General features: G+C 64.2%; 19 protein-coding genes and 1 riboswitch. Of the genes, 9 read left to right on the plus strand and 10 right to left on the minus strand.

The genetic code is table 11. From position 1 onward, the window contains the following. Nucleotides 1-64 precede the first annotated feature (64 nt). Together LB555_RS25480 and LB555_RS25485 are read left to right on the plus strand one after the other, a co-directional pair. Nucleotides 65-1,363: an adenylosuccinate synthase gene (locus LB555_RS25480; protein WP_015315287.1), complete on the plus strand. Its 1,299-nt coding sequence runs from the start codon at nucleotides 65-67 to the stop codon at nucleotides 1,361-1,363. A gap of 77 nt (nucleotides 1,364-1,440) precedes the next feature. Then, nucleotides 1,441-3,204, plus strand: a complete 1,764-nt coding sequence (locus tag LB555_RS25485; RefSeq protein ID WP_224684066.1) for a hypothetical protein — start codon at nucleotides 1,441-1,443, stop codon at nucleotides 3,202-3,204. A gap of 40 nt (nucleotides 3,205-3,244) precedes the next feature. On the opposite strand, the gene LB555_RS25490 is transcribed toward LB555_RS25485, so the two are convergent. The 4 genes from LB555_RS25490 to LB555_RS25505 form a co-directional block, all read right to left on the minus strand. Then, complete coding sequence (locus LB555_RS25490; protein ID WP_140712611.1) at nucleotides 3,245-3,544, minus strand: CcdB family protein; 300 nt, start codon at nucleotides 3,542-3,544, stop codon at nucleotides 3,245-3,247. Then, the gene (locus LB555_RS25495; RefSeq protein WP_224684067.1) at nucleotides 3,544-3,786 is read right to left on the minus strand and encodes a type II toxin-antitoxin system CcdA family antitoxin; all 243 of its coding nucleotides are present in this window, start codon (nucleotides 3,784-3,786) and stop codon (nucleotides 3,544-3,546) included. Before LB555_RS25495 ends, LB555_RS25490 begins: the two co-directional genes overlap by 1 nt. A gap of 151 nt (nucleotides 3,787-3,937) precedes the next feature. Beyond that, entirely contained in the window at nucleotides 3,938-5,758 is a 1,821-nt protein-coding gene (locus LB555_RS25500) for an ABC-F family ATP-binding cassette domain-containing protein (protein ID WP_015315291.1), read from the minus strand. A gap of 1 nt (nucleotide 5,759) precedes the next feature. Then, a complete protein-coding gene (locus LB555_RS25505; protein ID WP_015315292.1) occupies nucleotides 5,760-6,419 on the minus strand; it encodes a thiamine diphosphokinase in 660 nt (219 codons plus the stop codon). An 86-nt stretch (nucleotides 6,420-6,505) separates the two neighbouring features. Beyond that, nucleotides 6,506-6,620: riboswitch (TPP riboswitch) on the plus strand. Between the two features lie 43 nt (nucleotides 6,621-6,663). On the opposite strand from LB555_RS25505, the gene thiB reads away from it, so the two are divergent. The 4 genes from thiB to LB555_RS25525 all read left to right on the plus strand — a co-directional run bounded on the left by thiB (nucleotide 6,664) and on the right by LB555_RS25525 (nucleotide 11,827). Further along, a complete protein-coding gene (gene thiB, locus LB555_RS25510; RefSeq protein ID WP_015315293.1) occupies nucleotides 6,664-7,662 on the plus strand; it encodes a thiamine ABC transporter substrate binding subunit in 999 nt (332 codons plus the stop codon). 68 nt (nucleotides 7,663-7,730) lie between these two features. Further along, on the plus strand, nucleotides 7,731-9,359 hold the full coding sequence (thiP, locus tag LB555_RS25515) for a thiamine/thiamine pyrophosphate ABC transporter permease (RefSeq protein WP_224684068.1): 1,629 nt from the start codon (nucleotides 7,731-7,733) through the stop codon (nucleotides 9,357-9,359). Further along, nucleotides 9,352-10,128 carry a thiamine ABC transporter ATP-binding protein gene (thiQ, locus tag LB555_RS25520; protein ID WP_140874790.1) on the plus strand — a complete coding sequence of 259 codons (777 nt, stop codon included), beginning with the start codon at nucleotides 9,352-9,354 and terminating at the stop codon, nucleotides 10,126-10,128. The genes thiP and thiQ overlap by 8 nt, the downstream gene beginning before the upstream one ends. Nucleotides 10,129-10,357: 229 nt before the next feature. Further along, nucleotides 10,358-11,827: a M48 family metalloprotease gene (locus LB555_RS25525; protein WP_023784820.1), complete on the plus strand. Its 1,470-nt coding sequence runs from the start codon at nucleotides 10,358-10,360 to the stop codon at nucleotides 11,825-11,827. Between the two features lie 16 nt (nucleotides 11,828-11,843). On the opposite strand, the gene LB555_RS25530 is transcribed toward LB555_RS25525, so the two are convergent. Next, nucleotides 11,844-12,707, minus strand: a complete 864-nt coding sequence (locus tag LB555_RS25530; RefSeq protein ID WP_224684069.1) for an RNA polymerase factor sigma-32 — start codon at nucleotides 12,705-12,707, stop codon at nucleotides 11,844-11,846. Between the two features lie 301 nt (nucleotides 12,708-13,008). Here LB555_RS25530 and LB555_RS25535 point away from each other — a divergent pair, with 301 nt between their 5' ends. From LB555_RS25535 to LB555_RS25545, 3 genes are all read left to right on the plus strand, one after another. Beyond that, nucleotides 13,009-13,782 (plus strand): amino acid ABC transporter substrate-binding protein, encoded by a 774-nt coding sequence (locus LB555_RS25535; RefSeq protein ID WP_015315298.1) that lies wholly within the window; start codon nucleotides 13,009-13,011, stop codon nucleotides 13,780-13,782. Between the two features lie 137 nt (nucleotides 13,783-13,919). Next, complete coding sequence (locus LB555_RS25540) at nucleotides 13,920-14,600, plus strand: amino acid ABC transporter permease (protein WP_224684070.1); 681 nt, start codon at nucleotides 13,920-13,922, stop codon at nucleotides 14,598-14,600. Next, nucleotides 14,597-15,367 carry an amino acid ABC transporter ATP-binding protein gene (locus LB555_RS25545; protein ID WP_015315300.1) on the plus strand — a complete coding sequence of 257 codons (771 nt, stop codon included), beginning with the start codon at nucleotides 14,597-14,599 and terminating at the stop codon, nucleotides 15,365-15,367. The genes LB555_RS25540 and LB555_RS25545 overlap by 4 nt, the downstream gene beginning before the upstream one ends. A 78-nt stretch (nucleotides 15,368-15,445) precedes the next feature. Here the strand turns inward: LB555_RS25545 and LB555_RS25550 are convergent, their stop codons facing one another. The 5 genes from LB555_RS25550 to phbB form a co-directional block, all read right to left on the minus strand. Further along, nucleotides 15,446-16,027, minus strand: a complete 582-nt coding sequence (locus LB555_RS25550) for a CarD family transcriptional regulator (protein WP_015315301.1) — start codon at nucleotides 16,025-16,027, stop codon at nucleotides 15,446-15,448. A gap of 369 nt (nucleotides 16,028-16,396) precedes the next feature. After that, nucleotides 16,397-16,735: a ferredoxin FdxA gene (gene fdxA, locus LB555_RS25555; RefSeq protein WP_015315302.1), complete on the minus strand. Its 339-nt coding sequence runs from the start codon at nucleotides 16,733-16,735 to the stop codon at nucleotides 16,397-16,399. A gap of 229 nt (nucleotides 16,736-16,964) precedes the next feature. After that, nucleotides 16,965-17,351: an RNA-binding S4 domain-containing protein gene (locus tag LB555_RS25560; RefSeq protein WP_015315303.1), complete on the minus strand. Its 387-nt coding sequence runs from the start codon at nucleotides 17,349-17,351 to the stop codon at nucleotides 16,965-16,967. A gap of 10 nt (nucleotides 17,352-17,361) precedes the next feature. Next, nucleotides 17,362-20,727: a helicase-related protein gene (locus tag LB555_RS25565; protein WP_224684071.1), complete on the minus strand. Its 3,366-nt coding sequence runs from the start codon at nucleotides 20,725-20,727 to the stop codon at nucleotides 17,362-17,364. A gap of 732 nt (nucleotides 20,728-21,459) precedes the next feature. Next, nucleotides 21,460-22,185 (minus strand): acetoacetyl-CoA reductase, encoded by a 726-nt coding sequence (gene phbB, locus LB555_RS25570; RefSeq protein ID WP_015315305.1) that lies wholly within the window; start codon nucleotides 22,183-22,185, stop codon nucleotides 21,460-21,462. Nucleotides 22,186-22,281: the final 96 nt, after the last annotated feature.

The raw sequence follows: 22,281 nt of genomic DNA on the forward strand, positions 1-22,281 counted from the left end.
TATAGAGGCCTGTCGTTTCGAACCATATCCAAGCCGCGCGGCGGCGTCTCAAGGGAAAAGAAACATGGCCAATGTGGTGGTCGTCGGCTCGCAGTGGGGCGACGAAGGCAAGGGCAAGATCGTCGACTGGCTGTCGGAGCGCGCCGATGTCGTGGTGCGTTTCCAGGGCGGCCACAATGCCGGCCACACGCTGGTCGTCGACGGCAAGGTCTACAAGCTGTCGCTGCTGCCTTCGGGCGTCGTGCGGGAAGGCAAGCTGTCCATCATCGGCAATGGCGTGGTCTTCGATCCGCATGCTTTCGTCGCCGAGGTGCAGAAACTGAAAGGCCAGGGCGTGGACGTGACGCCGGATCGCCTGAAAATAGCCGAAAACACGGCGCTTATCCTGTCCGTACACCGGGAGCTGGACGGGTTTCGCGAGGATGCCGCTTCGAATTCCGGAACAAAGATTGGCACGACCCGACGCGGGATCGGCCCCGCCTACGAGGACAAGGTGGGCCGGCGCGCGGTGCGGGTGATGGATCTGGCGGATTTGGAAACTTTGCCCCTGAAGGTCGACAGGCTGCTGACGCACCACAATGCGCTGCGTCGCGGGCTCGGCCATGACGAAGTCACGCATGATGCGATCATGCAGGAATTGACCTCGGTCGCGAACGACATCCTGCCCTACATGGACCGCGTCTGGAAGGTGCTCGACGACAAGCGCCGCGCCGGCGAGCGCATCCTGTTCGAGGGCGCGCAAGGCACGCTGCTCGACATCGACCACGGCACCTATCCGTTCGTCACCTCGTCCAACACGGTCGCCGGCCAGGCCGCCGCCGGCTCCGGCGTCGGCCCGGGCGCCATCGGCTATGTTCTCGGCATCACAAAGGCCTACACGACGCGTGTCGGCGAAGGTCCGTTCCCGACCGAGCAGAAGAACGAGATCGGCGAATTCCTCGGCACGCGCGGCCATGAATTCGGTGTCGTCACCGGGCGCAAGCGCCGCTGCGGCTGGTTCGATGCGGTGCTGGTGCGCCAGGCGGTTGCCGTCAACGGCATCAAAGGCATCGCGCTGACCAAGCTCGACGTGCTCGACGGGTTGGATGAGATCAAGGTCTGCACCGGCTACAGGCTGGACGGCGAGACGATCGACTATCTGCCGGCAAGCCAGGGCGCCCAGGCTCGCGTGGAACCCATCTACGAGACCTTGGAAGGCTGGAAGGGCACCACCGCCGGCGCACGCAGCTGGAACGACCTTCCGGCCCAGGCCGTCAAATATGTCCGATACATAGAGGAGTTGATCGGCGCGCCGGTCGCGCTCCTCTCCACCAGCCCGGAACGGGACGACACGATACTTGTGACTGATCCGTTTCAAGACTAGTTTCTGAAGCCTTTCCGGGCATCGCGGCTGATTTGCGGGGGCCGGCGCGGAGGCAAAAAATACAGGTCGACTGAAGCATGGCAGATTTCGTTGCTGTTCTGAAAAACGCGTTCGAGAAGCACGGCGACGAGACGCCTGAGAAGCGTACGCGCATCTATAACAGCGTGCGCGCCATGCTGGCGAAGAAGCTGGCGGAATATTCGCCGCCGCTGGCTTCCGAGGCCATAGACAAACAGAAACGCGCGCTGGACGACGCCATCGCCGGCGTCGAGCGGGACTATGTCAAGAGCGTGCCCGAGCCGGATCCGCTCGCGGAACTGGAACACATCTTTTCCTCCATCGACCGCAATAAGAACCAGTCGAACCACGTCAAGCAGCCGGCCAAGGCGGAGGCTGCCGCAATTCCTGCTCCGTCTCCGTATCGGCCCGCCCCGGCCACGGTCAGGCCGGAGCCGTACAAGCCGGCACAGCCGGCGGCGAACCCCGAACCCTACCGGCCCGCTCCAGCCGCCAAGGTCGAGCCAGGCTGGCAAAGGCCGGCGCCGGTGCAGCCCGCTCCGGACTTTTCCGAGAAGACCTTGCCGGGGATGGACGCGGATCGGGACGACGACCAGGACGACGTCTTTGCCGATGACGAAGCGCCTGCCGCCACCGACACTTTCGAGCGTTTGCGCCCGGCCGAACGCAAGCGCAGCTATGGCGGGCTGATCGCCGCCGTCGTCGCACTGCTGGTCGTTGCCGGCGGCGGCTACGGCATCTGGCTGAACAAGGATGCCTTCGGCAAGATGCTGGGCCTGGAGAGCAGCAAGGTTGTTGCCAAGACCGAACCGGTGAAAACGACGCCGGCCAAGCCGGCGACCGATACCACGGCCACGCCGCCGGCGCCCGCGACCGGCGCGGAAGGCACGAAGTTCACGCAGCGGCTGACGCCTGAAGGCGGCGAAACCGACCCCGGCCCAGCCGGTGGGCAAAGTGGCGTAGGCGAGGGCGAATCCGTCGCCGCGCTGACCACACCGCCGACGGCAACGAATGCGCCGGCCACGGCAGCGCCGGCGGTTCCCGCGCCGGCTGCCAATACGCCGGCTGCCAATACGCCTGCTGCCGGTACGCCCGCGGCAGGCGCGCCAGCCGCGACCACGCCCGCAGCGGGCACCCCGCCCGCGACACCGCCCACCAACGGAACCGTGCCCGCGGCCTCGGCCGATGCCGCCGCCACGCCGCCGCCCGCACCGGCAGCCGCAACGCCGCCGGCGGCACCGGCTCCGGCCGTGGCGCCAACCTCGGTTCCGGTCGGCCAGAAGGCGATCTTCTATGAGGAGCGCACCAGCACCGCGCAGGGTTCAGCCGAGCCCGGCAGCATCGTTTGGTCGCTGGTGCAGGAATCGCCCGGCGGCGACCTGCCGCCCGAGCCGGCGATCCGTGCCGAGGCGACCATTCCCGGCAAGGACATCCAGTTGCGCATGACCATCCGTCGCAATACCGACCAGACCCTGCCGGCCAGCCATATCATCGAGATGATCTTCCTGACCCCAGACGGGTTCGAGGGCGGCGGCGTCGACAATATATTGCGCGTTGCCATGAAGAGTTCGGAACAGGACGCCGGCAGCCCGCTGATCGGCATCCCGGCCAAGATCGCCGACGGCTTCTTCCTCGTCGCGCTCAACGACACCAAGGCCGACGAAGACGCCAACATGACCCTGTTGCGCGGCCAGGACTGGATCGACGTGCCGGTCGTCTACAAGACCGGACGGCGGGCACTGCTGACCATGGAAAAGGGCATTCCCGGCGAGAAGGTGTTCGACGAGGCGATCAAGGCCTGGCAGGCCAAGACGGCGGGCTGAGACGGCGGGCTGAGACGGGCGGCGTAACGGTCGCCTCCGTTCAGAATCCTTGGAACAGCATGTCGAGCGCGGCAACGATGTCATCGTGATGCTTCGCCAGGTTCAGCCGACTTTCAACCAATTCGCTTGCGGGAACGGTGGCGATCAGGTGTGTCGCCATGACCAGCTTCCGTCCATTGATCTCGAAGATCGGATGAAGCTTTCGCATTGGCGGCGGCACCGTTGCGACCGGCAGAAGCGGAACGACAATCCGCGTCTTGAAATTGTCGAGCAGGTCGGATTGGACGTCGAGCAAATAGTTGTCTTCAACGCGACCGGCGAAGACATCATAGCGGGGCATCAGAACTGCCGATACTGTTCCAACGGGATGCCGTTCTTGTCGATGTAGTCGTTCCACGCATCCATCGTGGTACGGTTCTCAAGCTTCCACAGCCGCGCCTTTTCAGCTGCCACCGCCTCCGCGATGCCGGCTTCCGCAGCGCGCGAGACATTCACGTTAAGCCCCTTGGCTTCCCGCATGAGGTTCGAGTCGATCGACAGATTTGCTGGCTGACGGATCGCATTCAAGGCAATCTTACGCATAATGGCCTCCGCAACATGCGCATAATGTATGCGCATTGCGATGTGGAGGCAATGCTCAGGCGCAGCAAGGAGCGCCCCACTATGGCTCCGGGCGCTCGTCGCTTCAGTCGACAAATCGTTGTCAATCGATCGGCCTACGGCCGACCGCTCTTCACCCTTCCATCTCCTCGCGCAGCATCTCCAGTTCCAGCCATTCTTCCTCGAGCGCGGCCAGCGTCGCACGCTCCTTGTCGAGGGCGGCGATCGTCTTCTGGAACGAGGCCGGGTCGCGTTCGTAATAGGCCGGGTCGGCGATGTTGTTCTCCAGCCGCGAGATCGACGCGGTCACTGCCTCGATCTTCTTGGGTAGGGACTCCAGCGCGAACTTCTGCTTGAACGACAATTTCTTCGCCGGCCCTTTTGGCGCCGCCGGATCGCTCTTGCCCGGTGCCGGCGCATCGCCGGCTTCCGCCTTGGCGCGCGCCTTGCGGTCGTCAAGCCTGGTGCCGCCGCGCTGCGCCAGCATGTCGGAATAGCCGCCGGCATATTCGACCCAGCGGCCGCCGCCGTCCGGCGCGATGATGCTGGTGACTGTGCGGTCGAGGAAATCGCGGTCGTGGCTGACCAGGATGACGGTGCCGGCAAAACCGGCGACCAGTTCCTGCAGCAGTTCCAGCGTCTCCATGTCGAGATCATTGGTCGGCTCATCGAGAACCAGGAGGTTTGCTGGCCGTGCCAGCACGCGCGCCAGGATCAGCCGCGCCCGTTCGCCGCCGGACAGCTCGCGCACCGGCGTGCGGGCCTGTTCCGGCTTGAACAGGAAATCCTTCATATAGGACACGACATGGCGCTGCTCGCCATTGATGACGAGGTTCTCGCCGCGCCCGTCGGTCAGATATTGCGCCAGCGTCTCTTGCGGGTCGACCGCCTCGCGCTTCTGGTCGAGCGTGGCGATCTCCAGATTGGTGCCAAGCCGTATCGAACCCGCGTCCGGCGCCAATTCGCCGGTCAGCATCTTCAGAAGTGTCGTCTTGCCGGCGCCGTTCGGCCCGACAAGGCCGACGCGGTCGCCGCGCTGGATGCGGGTCGAGAACCCCTTGACGACGGTGAGGTCGCCAAAGCTCTTCTCGATGTTCTTGGCCTCGATCACCAGCTTGCCGGATTCGGCGGCGTCGCTTGCCACCATTATCGCGGTGCCTTCGGCGCCGCGATGGCCGCGAAAACGCTGGCGCATGGTCTGCAACTCGCCCAGGCGCCGCATGTTGCGCTTGCGCCGCGCCGTCACCCCGTAGCGCAGCCAGTGCTCCTCGCGCACGATCTGGCGGCCGAGCTTGTGCTGCTCGCGCTCTTCCTCTTCCAGCACCAGGTCGCGCCATTCCTCGAAATGGCCAAAGCCCTTGTCCAGCCTGCGCGTCTGGCCGCGATCGAGCCAGACTGTGGCGCGCGATACGCGCTCGAGGAAGCGGCGGTCATGCGAGATGACGATGAGCGCCGAGGAGGTCCGGACGAGCTCTTCTTCCAGCCATTCGATGACAGATAAATCAAGATGGTTAGTCGGCTCATCAAGAAGCAAGATGTCAGGCTCCGGCGCCATGACGCGGGCAAGCGCGGCGCGCCTGGCCTCTCCGCCGGACAGGTCGCCAGGCCGTTCTTCGCCCGACAGGCCGAGATGCTCCATCAGATAGCTGGCGCGGTAGGGATCGTCGGCGGGCCCGAGCCCGGCCTCCACATAGGCGCGCACGGTTGCAAAGCCGTCCATGTCGGGCATTTGCGGCAGATAACGCACCGTCGCCGAAGGCTGGCGGAACACCTCGCCGTCCTGTGGTTCGATCAGGCCGGCGGCGATCTTGAGCAGCGTCGACTTGCCGGACCCGTTGCGGCCGACCAGCGCGATCTTGTCGCCGGCCGAAGCGGTCAAGGCGGCGCCGTCGAGCAGCGGCGCGCCGCCGAAGGTCAGTCTTATCCCGTCGAGATTGAGAAGAGGCGGGGCCATGTCAGCTTTCGGGCAATGGATAGGGATGGGCGAGCAGCAGCGCGCGGCCATGGCCGAGCGCGATGTCGAGGCGGCCCCCGGTCTTGCCGAACTTGACCTCGTTGGAAATGGTCAGCGACGAACCGAACGCCACCTCGACCTTGTCGAGCGGCCATTTGGCGCCGGTGACGGTCAGGCCGGAGAGTTCGGAGAAGCCGAGAATCGAGAACAGCGTGCCGTCGGCATAATCGAAGCCGGCCCTGCCGGGCAGCAAGGGAACACCTTCCTGGGCGCCGCTGGTCAGAAACACATCCATTCCGGCTTCGGCCAGCCGCAGGCCAAGCGCCAGATGCAGGAAGGCGTGGTCGGCGCGCTTGCCGCCGAAGGCGCCCGCCAGCACAAGGCGGGTCGCCCCGCGCTCCAGTGCGGCCGCGATCGCCAGTTCTCCGTCGGTCTTGTCCTTTTCCGCCGGGAAGGTTTGCCGCGGCACGGCGGCGAGGTCGGCGGGCAGATCAGCCGGGACCGAGTCGAAATCACCCACCCACAGTTCCGGCACGAGGCCCAGCATCTGCGCATGGCCGATGCCGGCGTCGGCAGCGATGACGCGCGAGCCTTCGACCTGGCGGTCGAGCCGAGGCGTGCGGATGAGGTCGCCGCCAAGCAGGATGGTGAATGTGCTCATATCCCGTCGCCTTACCAGCCCGGCACGGGAAACGGAAGGCGGCAAAGTCCCACTTGCGCGGGTCATCGGCCCGGCCTATGTGTCGAAACGCTCTAACGGGGTGCCGGACGCGAATTTCGCGGGCCGGCTGAGAGGCAGTCTCGCCAACCCGCTGAACCTGATCCGGTTTGTACCGGCGGAGGGATTAGACGTTTCGGACACTCCGACGCCTCAATTCCTTTCAACGCAAACGAAGGAGGCGCCGATGCGCACGTTTTTATATTCTCTGGTCGCCGCCACGGCAGTAACCCTGTCCGGGCCGGCCTTGGCCAAGGACAAGCTGACCGTCTACACCTATGAGAGCTTCACCGCCGACTGGGGTCCAGGTCCCGTGGTGAAGAAGGAATTCGAGGCAGAATGCGGCTGCGATCTCGAGTTCGTCTCGGTCGCCGATGGCGTGGCGCTGCTCAACCGCGTCAAGCTGGAAGGCGCTTCGACCAAGGCCGACATCGTGCTCGGCCTCGACACCAATCTCACCGCCGATGCCAAGGCCTCGGGCCTGTTCGCGCCACATGGCGCAATAACGGACGTCAACGTGCCGGGCGGCTGGACCGACGACACTTTTGTCCCGTTCGATTACGGCTACTTCGCCGTCGTCTACGACACTGAAAAGCTGAAGAGCCCACCCAAGAGCTTGAAGGATTTGGTGGAGGGTAGCGCCGACGACAAGATCGTCATCCAGGACCCGCGCACATCGACGCCCGGTCTCGGCCTGCTGTTGTGGGTGAAGTCGGTCTACGGCGACAAGGCGCCGGAGGCCTGGGCCAAGCTCAAGACCAAGGTGCTGACCGTGACGCCGGGCTGGAGCGAGGCCTATGGCCTGTTCACCAAGGGCGAGGCGCCGATGGTGCTGTCCTACACCACCTCGCCGGCCTACCACATGGTCGCCGAGAACACCGAGCGCTATCAGGCGGCGTCGTTCGAGGAAGGCGAATATCTGCAGATCGAGGTCGCGGGCATCACCACGACCGGCGCCAAGAATCCGCTGGCGGAAAAGTTCATGGCCTTCATGACTGGGCCGAAATTCCAGGACGCCATCCCCGAGACCAACTGGATGTTCCCGGCCGGGAAGACCGACAAGCCGCTCAACCCCGCCTTCGACAAGCTGGTCAAGCCGACCAAGACCTTGCTGTTCAGCCCGGAGGAGGTCGCGGCCAACCGCAAAGCCTGGGTCGATGAATGGCTGGCGGTGATGAGCAAGTAGGTTTTGTGGGCTAATCTCGTGAGATGAACGCTCTCCGGCGATGCTCCCTAAGCTTCACCCAATCGTTGATGTGCGGTGTGCAAACCCGCTCTGATCCCCGCATCACAGCCGGCGTGATAGGGCTCGCCGCCATCGCCATTTTGATCGGCGGAGCGTTTGCGGGGCTGCTTGTCGAAGGTGCTCGCGATTTTTCCGGCGCTTGGGCTGCGTTCGATCTCTACCTGTTCCGGGTCGTGCGCTTCACGCTCTGGCAGGCGGCCCTGTCGACGCTGCTCTCGGTCGGGCCGGCCCTGCTCGTGGCGCGGGCGCTGTCGCGGCATCCACGGTTTTTCGGCCGTGCCTTCATCCTGCAGCTCTTCGCCGTGCCGCTGGCGCTGCCGGGCATCGTCGCGGCGCTCGGTATCCTGGCGCTCTATGGCCGCGCCGGCTATTTCTCCGGCTTTCTCAGCGCCGTCGGCGGCCAGGGTTGGCCGGGCATCTATGGCCTGTCCGGCATTCTCGTCGCCCATGTCTTCTTCAACCTGCCGCTGGCCACACGTCTGCTCCTCGAGGCGCTGCGGACCATTCCCTCCGACCAGTGGCGGCTGGCGAGCCAGCTCGGCATGGGGGCGCGGCCGGCATTCCGGCTGATCGAGTGGCCGACGCTGCGTGCCGCGCTGCCCGGGGTCGCCGGACTTGTCTTCATGCTGTGCGTCACATCCTTCACCATCGTGCTGACGCTCGGCGGCGGGCCGGCCGCGACGACGCTCGAAGTCGGCATCTATCAGGCATTGCGCTTCGATTTCGATCCCGCGAGGGCTGTCGCGCTGACAACGCTGCAGATCGCCTTGACCCTCATCGTGGTGCTGGCGTTGACCCGACTCGGAGCCGACGTCGTCGGCGACGTCAACCTGCCGGTCGCGCCGCGCCGCTACCTCTCCGTCAACAGGACCGAAGCCTGGCTGAACGCGACGCTCATCGTGTTGGCCTTGCTGTTCGTTGCGGGGCCGATGGCGGCGACCGTGGCGGCCGGCCTTGGCGCCGACCTCGGCCGGCTTGCAGGCGAGGCCACTGTCCGTCAGGCGACGCTGACCAGTGCCGTGCTCGCTTTCCTTTCGGCATTGCTTTCGGTGATGCTTTCGCTGGCATTGACCATGGCGCGCAGGGCGCTGGCGTCGAACCGCCGCTTCGGGGCAAGGACACTGCTCGAACATGCCACCGATACCGGCGCCGGGTTTGTCCTGGTCGTGCCGCCGATCGTCGTCGGCGCCGGCTGGTTCCTGTTGCTGCGCCATGTCGGCGATGTGTTAGCCATCGCCCCGCTCATGGTCGTCACCGTCAACGCTGTCATGGCGATGCCTTTTGCGCTGCGCGCCATCCGTCCCGCCTATGATGCGGCAAGCGAGCGTCACGAGCGGCTTTGCGCGCAGCTTGGAATTTCCGGCTGGTCAAGACTGTGGCTGGTCGACTGGCCGACGTTGCGGCGCCCGCTGGCCACCGCTTTTGCCTTCGCCATGGCACTGTCGCTCGGCGATCTCGGCGTCATCGCCCTGTTCGGCAGTGATTCCGTGCAGACCTTGCCCTACCTTCTCCTGGCGCGCATGGGCAGCTACCGAACCGAGGACGCCGCCGGCTTGGCGCTGCTGCTCGGCCTTGTCTGCCTGGCACTGGTGCTGGCAGCGGACCGGCTGGGAAAGGAGACGGCCCGCAATGTCTGACGGGGCGGCTGGCGGCAAAGGGGTTTCGGTGCGGCTGGACAAGGTTTCGTTCAGCTATGGCGAGACGTTGTTCACCTTCGATGCCGAGTTCACGGCGGGGCAAATCACCGCCATCATGGGACCGAGCGGCTCCGGAAAGTCGACGCTGCTCAATCTGGTGGCCGGGTTCGAGCCGCCGCGATCCGGTCGCGTGCTGATCGGCGGGGCCGATGTCAGCACCGCGCCACCGGCGACGCGGCCAGTGTCGATGGTTTTTCAGGAAAACAACCTTTTCGCGCATCTTTCCGTCGAGCAGAATGTCGGGCTCGGCCGTTCGCCATCGTTGCGGCTGGCCGAAGGCGATCGCGCTGCGATCGCCGATGCGCTTGCGCGCACCGGCCTTGCCGGCAAGGAGAAGCGGCTGCCCCGCGAACTTTCCGGCGGTGAGCGCCAGCGCGTTGCCCTGGCTCGCGTGCTGGTGCGTGACCGCCCGGTGCTGCTGCTCGACGAGCCCTTCGCTTCGCTTGGGCCCGCCTTGCGAGACGATATGCTCGACCTGGTTGCCGGCCTGCATGCCGAGCGTGGCATGACGGTGCTGTTCGTCACGCACCAGCCGCAAGATGCGCGCCGCATCGGTCAGAGGCTGGTGTTTATCGAGAACGGCGCGGTCGCCGCTATCGGCACGGCGGATGATTTCTTTGCCGGGGCTGGTCCGGAGGCATTCCGGCGCTATATCGGAGCCGGTGCCGGGGATTCCTTATCACGAGATATTGCCCGGAAGCGGACATAATTTACGCTCAAACCGGCCCGATGCGATGTGGCGCTTGCTTGCCATGACTGGAGTAGTGTGGCTAGGTCCGCTCGATACCGGTCCGGCACAGGCCGTGATTTGCCTACAGCTTCCGCCGCATGCTCCGAGGGGCGCGTGACGGATACTGTAGCAGTTTGTTTTGCGCATGTGGTCATGTGCAGGGACCTGAAAGGAAGCCGTTCTGGCGATCGGCGTTGACAGGCTACGAATGAACCCGCTGGCGCGCTTTCTGGCGCTGGCCGGCTTTGCCGTGGCGCTGGCAAGCTGCCAGATGTTCACGCCTCCGGAAGTCCAGGAATCAGGCTTCCAGCCATCCGACAAGCCGATCACGGTCGACAATGTCGCCGCCAACAACAAGCTCGCGGAACTCGCCAAGGCGCAGCATCCGCGCATCCTGGCGACCTATGGCGGCGAATATTCCGATCCCAAGCTCGAACGCATGGTCGCCAAGGTGGTCGGCAATCTGACCGTGGTGTCGGCGAACCCAACCCAGACCTATCGCATCACCATCCTCAATTCGCCCAACGTCAACGCCTTCGCGCTGCCGGGCGGCTATCTCTACATAACGCGCGGCCTCTTGGCGCTGGCCAATGATTCGTCCGAGCTCGCCGCCGTCATCGCGCATGAGATGGGCCACGTCACCGCCAATCATGGGTTGCAGCGCCAGCAGCTGGAGGCCGAGGAAGGTCTGGCGACCAAGGTCGTTTCCGATGTGCTTGGCGACAGCCCGACCGCCAAGGCTGCACTTATCCGCGGCAAGCTCAGGCTGGCGCAGTTCTCGCGCAACCAGGAGCTTGAGGCTGACGCCATCGGCATCAAGTCGATCGGCGAAGCCGGCTACGATCCCTATGCCGCCGGCCGCTTCCTGCAATCGATGTCGGCCTATACCGATTTCCGCTCGATCAGCGGCGCCACCGACGCCAGCCTTGACTTCCTGGCGACGCACCCCAACACGCCGCAACGCATCGATTTGGCACAGCGGCACGCCCGCCAGTTCGGTGCGCCAGGCTTCGGTACACGCGACCGCGATTCCTTCCTCGCCGGCATAGACGGCCTGCTTTACGGCGACACGCCGGAAGAAGGCTATGTGCGCGGCGAAACCTTCCTGCATCCAGGCTTGGGCGTGTCGTTCACGGTGCCGGACGGTTTCATCATCGACAATTCGGCGGCGGCGGTGACGGCGACCGGTCCCGGCGACATAGCGATCCGCTTCGACGGCGTTTCGATCGACAAGAACCGCGCCCTGACCGACTATATCAGAAGCGGCTGGGTGGCCGGGCTCGACGACAGCACCGTCAAGCAGGAAACCATCAACGGCAATGAGGCGGCGACCGCCCATGCAGGCGCCGAAGGCTGGCAGTTCGATATCGCTGTGATCCGCGCCGGCGGCCAGGTTTACCGATTGCTGACCGCGGCCCCCTCGGCCAGCACCTCGCTTGAAACGGTGGCGCGCTCGGTCAGCGGCTCCTTCCGTATCCTCAGCCCCGCCGAGAAGGCGGCACTGAAGCCACTGCATATTCGTGTGCTCACCGTGCAGCCGGGACAGACCATGGGATCGCTTGCCGCGCAGATGGTTGGCGTCGACCGCAAGCTCGACCTGTTCCGCGTGCTCAATGCGCTGTCGCCGGGGGCCGCGGTTTCGGCCGGCGACAAGGTCAAGATCGTCACCGACAAATAAAAGCCCGAGCGGGAGATCAGGCGGCGGTCGCCATGAATTCCGGATTCTGCTTCACCAGCGCGACCTTGAGCTTTTCCATGGCGCGCGCCTCGATCTGGCGGACACGTTCCTTTGAGATGCCGAGCGTCTCGCCGAGCGCCTCGAGCGTGGCCCCCTCGTCATTAAGCCGGCGTTCCTCGATGATCCTGAGTTCACGCGCGTTGAGCGCGTGAAGCGCTTCCTTCAGCCAGAGCGAGCGGCGCGCGACATCGATCTTGTCGCCGACAGTTTCGTCCGGCAAGGGATCGTCCGAGACCAGGAAATCCATCCGCTCGGTGCCGCCCGCATCGTCGGCCAGCGGCACGTTCAGCGAAGAATCCGGAGCCGACAGCCGTGAATCCATCATCGCCACATCAGCCTCGGATACACCAAGCGCAACCGAAACCTCGCGGTAGAGATTTGTGTTGGAGAGCGGCTCGGCGCCGTTCGCGAGACGCGCACGCAAGCGTCTGAGATTGAAGAACAGGGCCTTTTGCGCCGAACTGGTGCCACCACGCACAATCGACCAGTTGCGCAGGATGTAGTCCTGCATCGAGGCGCGGATCCACCACGTCGCGTAGGTCGAGAACCGCACCTCGCGCTCCGGTTCGAAACGGGCGGCGGCCTCGAGCAGTCCGACATGGCCCTCTTGAACCAGATCGCCGAGCGGCAGTCCGTAATGGCGGAATTTCGAGGCCATGGAAATGACCAACCGCATGTGGGCGACGGTGATGCTGTGCAGCGCGTTCTGGTCGTTGTCTTCCTTCCAGAGCAATGCCAGCCGATGCTCCTCCTCGCGCTCGAGATAGGGTGCCTTCATTGCCGCGCGGACCATGATCCGTCCTGCCGTGTCTTCCATCATAAGGCGCTCCGTGGCTCGGCGAGGCAAATGGCAGACACCGGCTTGAAATGACGGCGGCGTGCCCTACAACAGCCAAAACTGTCATGCGCGAGAAAGGTTCCGCCGGTGCGGGCAGGGCAAGCGCTAGCGTCCGCGCAGCTGTCTGGAACTTCCGGGCCTGCGAGTGAATTCCTTCCGGAGAATTTGATTTCCGGAAGACGCTTTGCTTGAAATTTCATTCCTTATTTTTTCGATGTGCATCTGTCATTTTCCAGCCCTCACAACATGCCGGGTTACCGGCCAAGGACGGGATCACAGAAAAATGAAATGGCTCAAGTCACTCATCATCGCCGGAACGTTGCAGGCCCTGGCCGTCGCATCGGGCCACGCCGGCGCCAATCTCGACCAGATCAAGCAGGCCGGAATCATCAAGGTCGGTACGGAGGGCACCTACGCTCCCTTCACCTACCATGACGCTTCCGGCGCGCTGGTTGGCTTCGATGTGGAGATCGCGAAGGCGATCGCCGATAAGCTCGGCGTCAAGGCTGAGTTCCTCGAAGGCAAGTGGGACGGGCTGATCGCCGGCCTCGACGTCAACCGTTATGATGCCGTCATCAATGAAGTCGGCATCACCGACGCCCGCAAGGCCAAGTACGACTTTTCCGATCCCTATATCGCCTCCAAGGCAGTGCTGATCGTGCGCGGCGACAACACCGACATCAAGGCCTTCGCCGACCTCAAGGGCAAGAAGTCGGCGCAGTCGCTGACATCCAATTTCGGCAAGCTGGCCGAGTCCAATGGCGCCGAACTGGTCGGCACCGACGGCTTCGACCAGTCGATCCAGCTGCTTTTGACCGGCCGTGCGGACGCTACCATCAATGACAGCCTGTCGTTCCTCGACTTCAAGAAGCACAAGCCCGACGCCAATGTGAAGATCGCCGCCCAGGAAGAGAATGCCGATTACTCCGGCGTCATCGTGCGCAAGGGCGATCCGGAGCTGGTCGCGGCCATCAACAAGGCGCTGGCCGACATCAAGGCGGACGGCACCTACCAGAAGATCGCCAACACCTATTTCGGCCAGGACGTCTCGAAGTAATTCACCAGGCGGGGCCGGCTGTCGCCCTGTGACGTATCCAGCGGCGAGTCGTTTTTGACGGCTCGCCGCTTTTGTCGTGATATGGCTGGCGCATTCGCGCTTCGATGACGTTCCCCGTCCATTCCGGAGGATCTTTCGTGCCGCACTGGCTGCAACTGATGCTGGACTCGCTGCCCTCGCTGCTGTGGGCAGCGTTGATCTTTACCGTGCCGCTGACGTTGCTGTCCTTCGTGCTCGGCCTGACGGTAGGGCTGGGCGCGGCGCTCGGCAGGCTGTTCGGCCCGAAGCCTCTGGTGGCGCTCGTGCGCTTCTATGTCTGGATATTCCGCGGCACGCCGCTCCTGGTGCAGCTCTTCTTGATCTTCTACGGCCTGCCGTCGGTCGGCATCCTGCTTGACGCCTTCACCGCGGCGCTGATCGGCTTCACGCTCAACATCGGGGCCTACACGTCGGAAATCATCCGGGCGGCCATCGGCTCGGTGCCCAAGGGCCAGTGGGAGGCCGCCTATTCGATCGGGATGACCTGGAGCCAGGCGATGCTGCGCACCATTCTGCCGCAAGCCGGACGGGTGGCGGTGCCGCCGCTCTCCAACACTTTCATCTCGCTGGTCAAGGACACGTCGCTGGCCGCCGCCATCACCGTGCCGGAAATGTTCCAGGCGGCGCAACGCATCGTCGCCACCACCTATGAGCCGCTCATCCTCTATGTCGAGGCGGCGATCCTCTATCTGGCGATGAGTTCGGTACTGTCGGCCTTGCAGACGCGACTGGAGGAGCGGCTCAACCGCTATGGCGGCTTCCTGGAGGCACGCTCATGATCAGCCTCACCAACATCGAAAAGCGTTTCGGCGACAATCTCGTGCTGAAGGGGGTGACTGTCGCCATCGCCGAAGGCAGCGTCACCGCGCTTGTCGGCCCTTCCGGCGGGGGGAAAAGCACGCTGCTGCGCTGCATCAACCTGCTGGAGATCCCAACTTCGGGCACGGTGCGGATCGGCGACGAGACGCTTGAGTTCCGCCCGGGCGGGAAGGTGCCGGCGGCGGACATAAGGCGTCTGCGCCTGCAGACCGGCATGGTGTTCCAGAATTTCCAGTTGTTTCCGCATCGCACCGCCATCGAAAATGTCATGGAAGGCTTGGTTACGGTGCTCAAATGGTCGCCGCAGAAGGCACATGAGCGGGCACTCGCGCTGCTGGAGAAGGTCGGCATGGTGCATAAGGCCGATGCCTGGCCGGCGACGCTGTCGGGCGGCCAGCAGCAGCGCGTGGCGATCGCCCGTGCGCTGGCGCCGTCGCCGAAGGTGCTGCTGTGCGACGAACCGACTTCGGCGCTCGACCCGGAGCTGGCGCAGGAGGTGGTCGATGTGCTGGGTCAGCTCGCCAGCGAGGGAACGACCATGGTGATGGCGACGCATGATTTGCGCCTGGCCTCCAAGATCGCCCAGGAGGCGGTGTTCCTCGACGCCGGCGTCATCGTCGAGCAGGGGGCATCCGCCAAGCTGTTCGGCAATCCGGAGCGCGAACGCACCAAGCGGTTTATCGCCACGCTGAAGCAGGAGGCGGCGGAGGAAGAGGGAGGCGCATAGGCGCGACAATCGCGGCCTTCCCCAAAAACAAAAACCCGGCGCGAGGCCGGGTTTTCGTCAACTTGAATGCGAAAAAGCTCAGGCAGCTTCTTCCTGCTCGGCTTCCTCATTGTCGGCCTTGGCGCCACGCTTGGGGCCTTTGTTGAGGTTGACCTCGATCAGGCGCACGGCTTCGGTTTCCGACATGCGGTTGACGGCCGCGATCTCGCGGGCCATGCGGTCGAGTGCCGCCTCGTAGAGCTGGCGTTCGGAATAGGACTGCTCCGGCTGGTTGTCGGCGCGATAGAGGTCGCGCACGACTTCCGAGATCGAGATCAGGTCGCCCGAATTGATCTTGGCATCATATTCCTGGGCGCGGCGCGACCACATGGTGCGCTTGACGCGGGCGCGGCCCTGCACGACCTTCAGCGCGCGCTCGACATAATCCTCTTCCGACAGCTTGCGCATGCCGATAGAGGTCGCCTTGGCGACCGGCACTTTCAGGCGCATCTTGTCCTTCTGGAAGTCGATGACGAACAGTTCCAGCTTGTGGCCGGCCACTTCCTGCTCGTCGATCGAGACGATCTGGCCGACGCCATGCGCCGGATAGACGATAAACTCGCCGGTCTTGAAACCGTGACGTGCAGCTGTGGACTTCTTCTGCGGGGTGATCGTTGCCATTACGCCCTGAACTCCTTGTTGTGGGCCGGCGGCGGTGCCGGCTGAACTCACGTGATCGGGGTCACCGATCATTAGCCGCACAACAGATGAACCCACCGGAAAAGCCGGGACCGGCAAACCGCAAGAATTGCGACCGCCTGGCCCAGATCGCTCTGGTCCGGAATGGGATTTTCACCTTTCAGTGATTTGGGGCGTCTGCGCCATAAATCGACGTTGTGTCACCGGCATGTTTCGCTGATGTAACACAAAAAGTCGGAAGAATCAAGGTTTTGCTGCGTAAGCGAAGGCCACAACCAATCGCCGCCTGTCAAGGCGGTTAATCCGGCGTGCCTGTTACGCTGCGTCATACAAGCCTTTACAGCGGTGTTGTCAATCGCCTTCGCCGGGCTCGGCGGAGAAGTATTTCTCGAATTTGCCGGCCTCGCCGTCGAAGCTCTTGGCGTCGGCCGGCGGCTCCTTCTTGGCGGTGATGTTGGGCCATTTATCGGCATATTCGGTGTTGATCTGCAGCCATTTGTCGAGGCCGGACTCGGTGTCGGGCTTGATCGCGTCGGCCGGGCATTCCGGCTCGCAGACGCCGCAGTCGATGCACTCGTCGGGATGGATGACGAGCATGTTCTCGCCTTCGTAGAAGCAGTCGACCGGACAGACCTCGATGCAGTCCATGTATTTGCATTTGATGCAGTTGTCGGTCACGACATAGGTCATCGGTCGGCTCCGGGACGTCCCGTTTTTGTTGGCTTTTTCCGTGAGGTAACGCCTTTATGGGCTGCTTGCAAGGGTAGCCATTCCCAGCGGCGCCAGAGTTTGGGAATTGAATTTTCAGGTCGGCGGTGCCGCGACGGTCCCGCATCCCTCACCGACGTTGGTTTGCCGGTGCAAAATTCGCTTTGGTTGCCGTTGCCGCGGGAGCGCACATCTGCGTCGATCGGCAGGCTCAATCTTCGTCGCGCAATCGGTCGGTCTGGCGACGCTCTTTTTTGGTCGGGCGGCCGCTGCCTGCCTCGCGCAGCGCCGCGATAGCGTCGGGCGGGGCGTCGCCCTTTGGTGCGGGCGGAGGCGACATGTCTTGATAAAGAGTGCGGGCTTCCTCGGACGGGCCGCGCCGCGCGCCAGCGCCGAGCACCTTCCAGACGAAGATACGCCGGTCGAGCGTGATGGTCAGCACGTCGCCTGGCTTGACCAGATCGGAGGCCTGCGCCGCTTTGTCGCGATTGATGCGCACGCGGCCGGCGACCACCAATTTGGCCGCCAGCGAGCGCGATTTCACCGCGCGCGAGAAGAACAGCCATTTGTCGATGCGCTGACGGCCTTCAGCAACCATCGAAGCGAGTTTACTTCTTCAATTGGTCGCGCAAGGCGGCGAGCTTGGCGAAGGGTGAGTCCGGATCGAAACGCACCGGGCGCTCCTCGCGCGGCTTGGGCTGGAAAGCGGGCTTTCCGCCGCGATCGGCACCCTTGCCTTCCGGCCTGCCGCCCTTCCAGTCTGGCCGGCCTTCGCGGCGCTCGGGACGCTCGCCCTGCGGGCGGCCGTCGCGGCGCTCAGCACCCTCAGCTTGCGGCTTGGGCTTGAACTTCGAGCGGTCGAAGCGCGGCTTTCCGGCGCCGTCGCGGCGTCCTTCGTGTGTGGGACGGTCCGCGGGCGCGGCTGTTGCTTGTTCACCGCCGGCCGGCGCGTTGCTTCGGCCGCGCGCCTGTCCGTTTTGCGGCCGGTTGTTGCGGCCGTCGCGATGACGCGGACGCTGGTCGAAGCGACCTTGGCGCCACAGCAGGATCGGCTTTGGCGCTTCGGCTTCCGGCACGGGTTCGCCGGCGGCTTCCGCCACTGCAGCCGGTTCGGCGGCTTCAGTCGACGCGGAGGCTTCGACGGCGGGCTCCGCCGCTGCGGTTTCCTCGGTGGGCTCGGCAGTTTCAGGTTCGGCCCGCGGCTCAACCGGCGCCGGCTCGGCGGCTTCAACAGCGGCTTCGGCTACAGGTTCCTCCGCAACTTCAGCGGTGGCTTCCGCCTGCTCTTGCGCGACAGCTTCCACCGGCGCGTCGGCGGCGACTTCGGCTGGAACCTCCGTCTCCACGTCGGTTGCCGCATCCGGCACCAGTTCAACTCCCTCGGCGGCCGGCGAAACCGCCTCTTCCGCCGCCTTGGCTTGTTCCGCGCGGGCTGCTTCTTCGGCTGCCTGCCTGGCCGCGGCGGCTTCCCGCGCGGCATTGTCCTGCGCTTCCAGCCGTGCCTTGACTTCCGCGGCCGGCTTCGGCTCGGCGCGATAGCCAAGACCCTTGAGGATCTCTTCCATGTCGTCGGCGGTGGCGCCAAGGATCGACATCATCGGCGGCGTCACCATGAAGGACTGGCCGTCATAGGCGCCGTCCGGACGCTGGCCAAGGCCGGGCTTCCAGTTGGTCGCCGGGCGGATCAGGTCGGCCAGCCGCTCCAGAATGTCGATGCGCACGGCGCGGCGGCCGAGATTGCGGTAGCCAGCGAGCTTGTAGAAGGCCTTGTCGAAGGCCGGGTCGATGACAACAGAGGTGCGGCCCGAGGCCAGCGCGTGGACGACGTCGCCGAAGCCTGGCTTGTCCTTGCCGTCGTTCTTCAACGCCCACAGCAGCGTCACCAGCCCGGCGGGTGCCGGCTTGATCAGCGCGGGCACGAACACGTGGTAGGCGCCGAAGCGGACGCCAAGCCGGCGCAGCGCCGCGCGGCCTTCCTGGTCCAAGGATTTCATCTCTTCGGCGATGTCACGACGGTTGATGAGGCCGAAATTCTCGACCAGCTGGAAAGCGATGCCACGGCCGATGCCGGAAATCTGCTCGGCGTTCTTCAGATCGACCAGCGGCTTCAACAACGACTCGATCTGGAAATTGACGAAGCGTTCGGCGCGCGCCGCGACCTTGTCGCGCGCCGGGCCCGTCAGCTGTTCGTCAGTCAGCAACACCAGGCGCGGCTTCAGCGCGTCTTCGCCCGAGACCAGCGTGCCTATCGGCGCGCCGATCCAGCGCAGCGTGCCGTCCGAACCGAGCGCGAGATCGCCATTGGCGCAGGCGCCGAAGCGCTCCGCGCGTGCCTCGAACTCGGCGGCAAGCGCCTTTTGCGCGGCAGTGCGCACGGCCTTGGCGTCTTCGCCGCCGGCGGTCTGGTCGGCGGTGAAGCGGAACCCTTGCAACTCGCCGACATGATGGCCTTCGACAAGGACGGTTCCGGTAGGACTGATTTCGGCTTCAGGCATGGTATTTTCTCTAAGGCGCCGCATGAGGACGGAAGTCCTGCGGTCTACGAAGCGTTTCGTCAACCGCTCATGCAGCGCATCCGACAATCTGTCTTCGATTTCGCGCGTCTTTTCCTGCCAGTGTGCCTGATCGGCCAGCCAGCCGGGCCGGTTCGACACGAATGTCCAGGTGCGGATCTGGGCGATGCGGTGCGACAGCGTGTCGATGTCGCCCTCGGTGGTGTCGGCGCGGCGCACCTGTTCGGCCATGTAGTTCTCGTCGACATGGCCCTGCCGGGCGAGGTCCATGTAGATCGAGGCGATGAGGTCGGCATGCTGGGCAGGCGCGATCTTGCGATAGTCGGGCAGGGCGCAGGCTTCCCACAGCAGCGCCACGCGCTTGGCGTTGGTGGCGAGCGCGCGGATGTCTTCGTCGCGGGAGAGATGTTCGAGCGCTTGCGCATCGACGGCCGGCAGCGCGCGTGTCAGGCCCTCGACCGGAGCGTTGGTTTCGATCGAGCGCTTCAGCGCATCGAGGCTGGCGAAATCGAATTGGGCGGTGCGCCACTGCAGCACCTTCACTGGGTCGAAGTCATGGCCCTCTATCTTCTGGACCAGGTCCTCGTCCAGCGGATCGACCTGGCCGGTGACGCCGAACGTGCCATCGCGCAGATGCCGGCCGGCGCGGCCGGCGATCTGGCCGAGTTCGGCCGCCGTCAGATTGCGGTACTGGTAGCCGTCGAACTTGCGGTTCTGGGCGAAGGCGACATGGTCGAGGTCGAGGTTGAGGCCCATGCCAATCGCATCGGTGGCAATGAGATAGTCGACATCGCCCGATTGGAACAGCGCCACCTGAGCATTGCGGGTGCGGGGCGACAGCGCCCCGAGCACGACGGCCGCACCACCCTGCTGGCGGCGGATGAGTTCGGCGATGGCATAGACCTCGTCGGCGGAGAAGGCGACGATCGCGGTGCGCCGTGGCAGGCGGGTCAGTTTCTTGGAGCCGGCATAGGCGAGATGCGACAGCCGCGGCCGCGTCACCACGGAGATGCCTTTCAGCAGCCGCTGGAGAATGCCGTGCATGGTGGCCGCGCCAAGCAGCAGCGTCTCCTGGCGGCCGCGCAGATGCAGGATGCGGTCGGTGAAGATATGGCCGCGCTCGAGGTCGCCGGCCAGTTGCACCTCGTCGATGGCAACAAAGGCGGCGTCGGTTTCACGCGGCATGGCTTCGACGGTGCAGACCGAATATCTGGCGCCCGGCGGCTGGATCTTCTCCTCGCCGGTGATCAGCGCCACTTTGTTGGCACCGACCTTTTCGCAGACGCGAGTGTAGACCTCGCGGGCCAGCAGCCTCAGCGGCAGGCCGATGACACCGGTTTCGTGCGCCACCATGCGCTCGATTGCGAGATGGGTCTTGCCGGTGTTGGTCGGCCCAAGCACGGCGGTCACGTCGCGGCCCGACAGGATCAGCGGCTCGGTGTGTTTCGGCTGGATGTTCATCGGCTCGGAAATAAGGCTTTCTGGCCTCTCGTGGTCGGGAGCGTGCCAGGACGGCGCGTATGACAGCCGACACATAGGGATTTCGGGCGCGAAGCGAAAGCAGAATGTTCCGGCAGGGTTCCGGAGACGCCCGCCTCACTCCGCAAATCAGCCCCTGCTTAACAGTTGGAACGAGTCTGGAACGAATCAGCGACGAATCGGCGACTCCGTCAGATTCAGCTTTTGTTCACGGCTAGATATGGATTTCGTGACCACGAGTCTCACCACATGCTGAATCACCGAACTGGCCCGTTTTATGCTGGGCGGGTCCTGCCGTTAACTTTCGCCGGGAACGATGAGGGCGATTCGGTGCGCGTCCTGTTAAGCTTATGAAACTGTTAATCTTTCTAAACTCGGCGTTAAAGAATAGCAGCTTATCGCGGCCATTAATCTTAACATTGGGGCTCAAAGCCGGAACGAATCGGCGACAAAGCAGCGCCGGCCGTATTTTCTCTTTTTGTTCCCTCAATATCTTGTGTTGTGAACAGCTTATCCACCGAGAATCCACAGGCTTGATCACAGGGTTCGCACAGACGCGCCTACCGGCATTAGCCTTTGCGTGCCGGATTGGGGCATTGCGTCACAGCGGCGTCTTCCAAGAGTCAGGCGCCATTTGGAAGCGGACCGATTTTCCGGTCCGCTTATCGCAGGGCACGCATGGATCCGCAGCGTTGGACTGCGCGAGCAGACGTCTCAGACGAAGTACTGGCCGCCATTGGCGGTGAGGGTCGAGCCGGTGATGAAGCCGGCATCTTGCGAAGCGAGGAAGACCACGCAGCGCGCGATCTCTTCCGGTTCGCCAAGGCGGCCGACCGGGATTTGCGGGATGATGCGCTCGTTGAGCACCTTTTCGTCGATTGCCTTGACCATCTCGGTGGCGATGTAGCCAGGGCAGATGACGTTGACGGTGATGCCCGCGCGGGCACCTTCCTGGGCGAGCGCCTTCGAGAAGCCGATGTCGCCGGCCTTGGCGGCGGAGTAATTGACCTGACCGGCCTGGCCCTTCTGGCCGTTGATCGAGGAGATGGTGATGACGCGGCCGAACTTGCGGTCGCGCATGCCGCCCCACAACGGATGGGTCATGTTGAAGACACCGGACAGATTGGTATCGATCACCTCTTTCCACTGCTCGCGGGTGATCTTGTGGAACATGGCGTCGCGGGTGATGCCGGCATTGTTGACCAGCACCGAGACAGGGCCGAGGTCGGCCTCCACTTGTTTGATACCGGCCGCGCAAGCGTCATAGTCGGCGACCGACCATTTGTAGACCGGAATGCCGGTCTGCGCCTTGAACTTCGCCGCCGCCTCGTCGTTGCCGGCGTAGTTCGCGGCAACCGAATAGCCGGCGTTCTTCAAAGCGATCGAGATCGCCGCGCCGATGCCACGCGATCCACCCGTGACGATTGCAACCTTGGTCATGCATTTCCCCTTTTTGAAATCGCCCTGTTGTCGGGCTTGGCAGGCACTGGATTTGCTACAGGCACCACATGTGAAACGGGCGGCTTGCGCCGCCCG

The organism is Mesorhizobium sp. BR-1-1-10 (assembly GCF_020165595.1).
Classification (GTDB): domain Bacteria; phylum Pseudomonadota; class Alphaproteobacteria; order Rhizobiales; family Rhizobiaceae; genus Mesorhizobium; species Mesorhizobium australicum.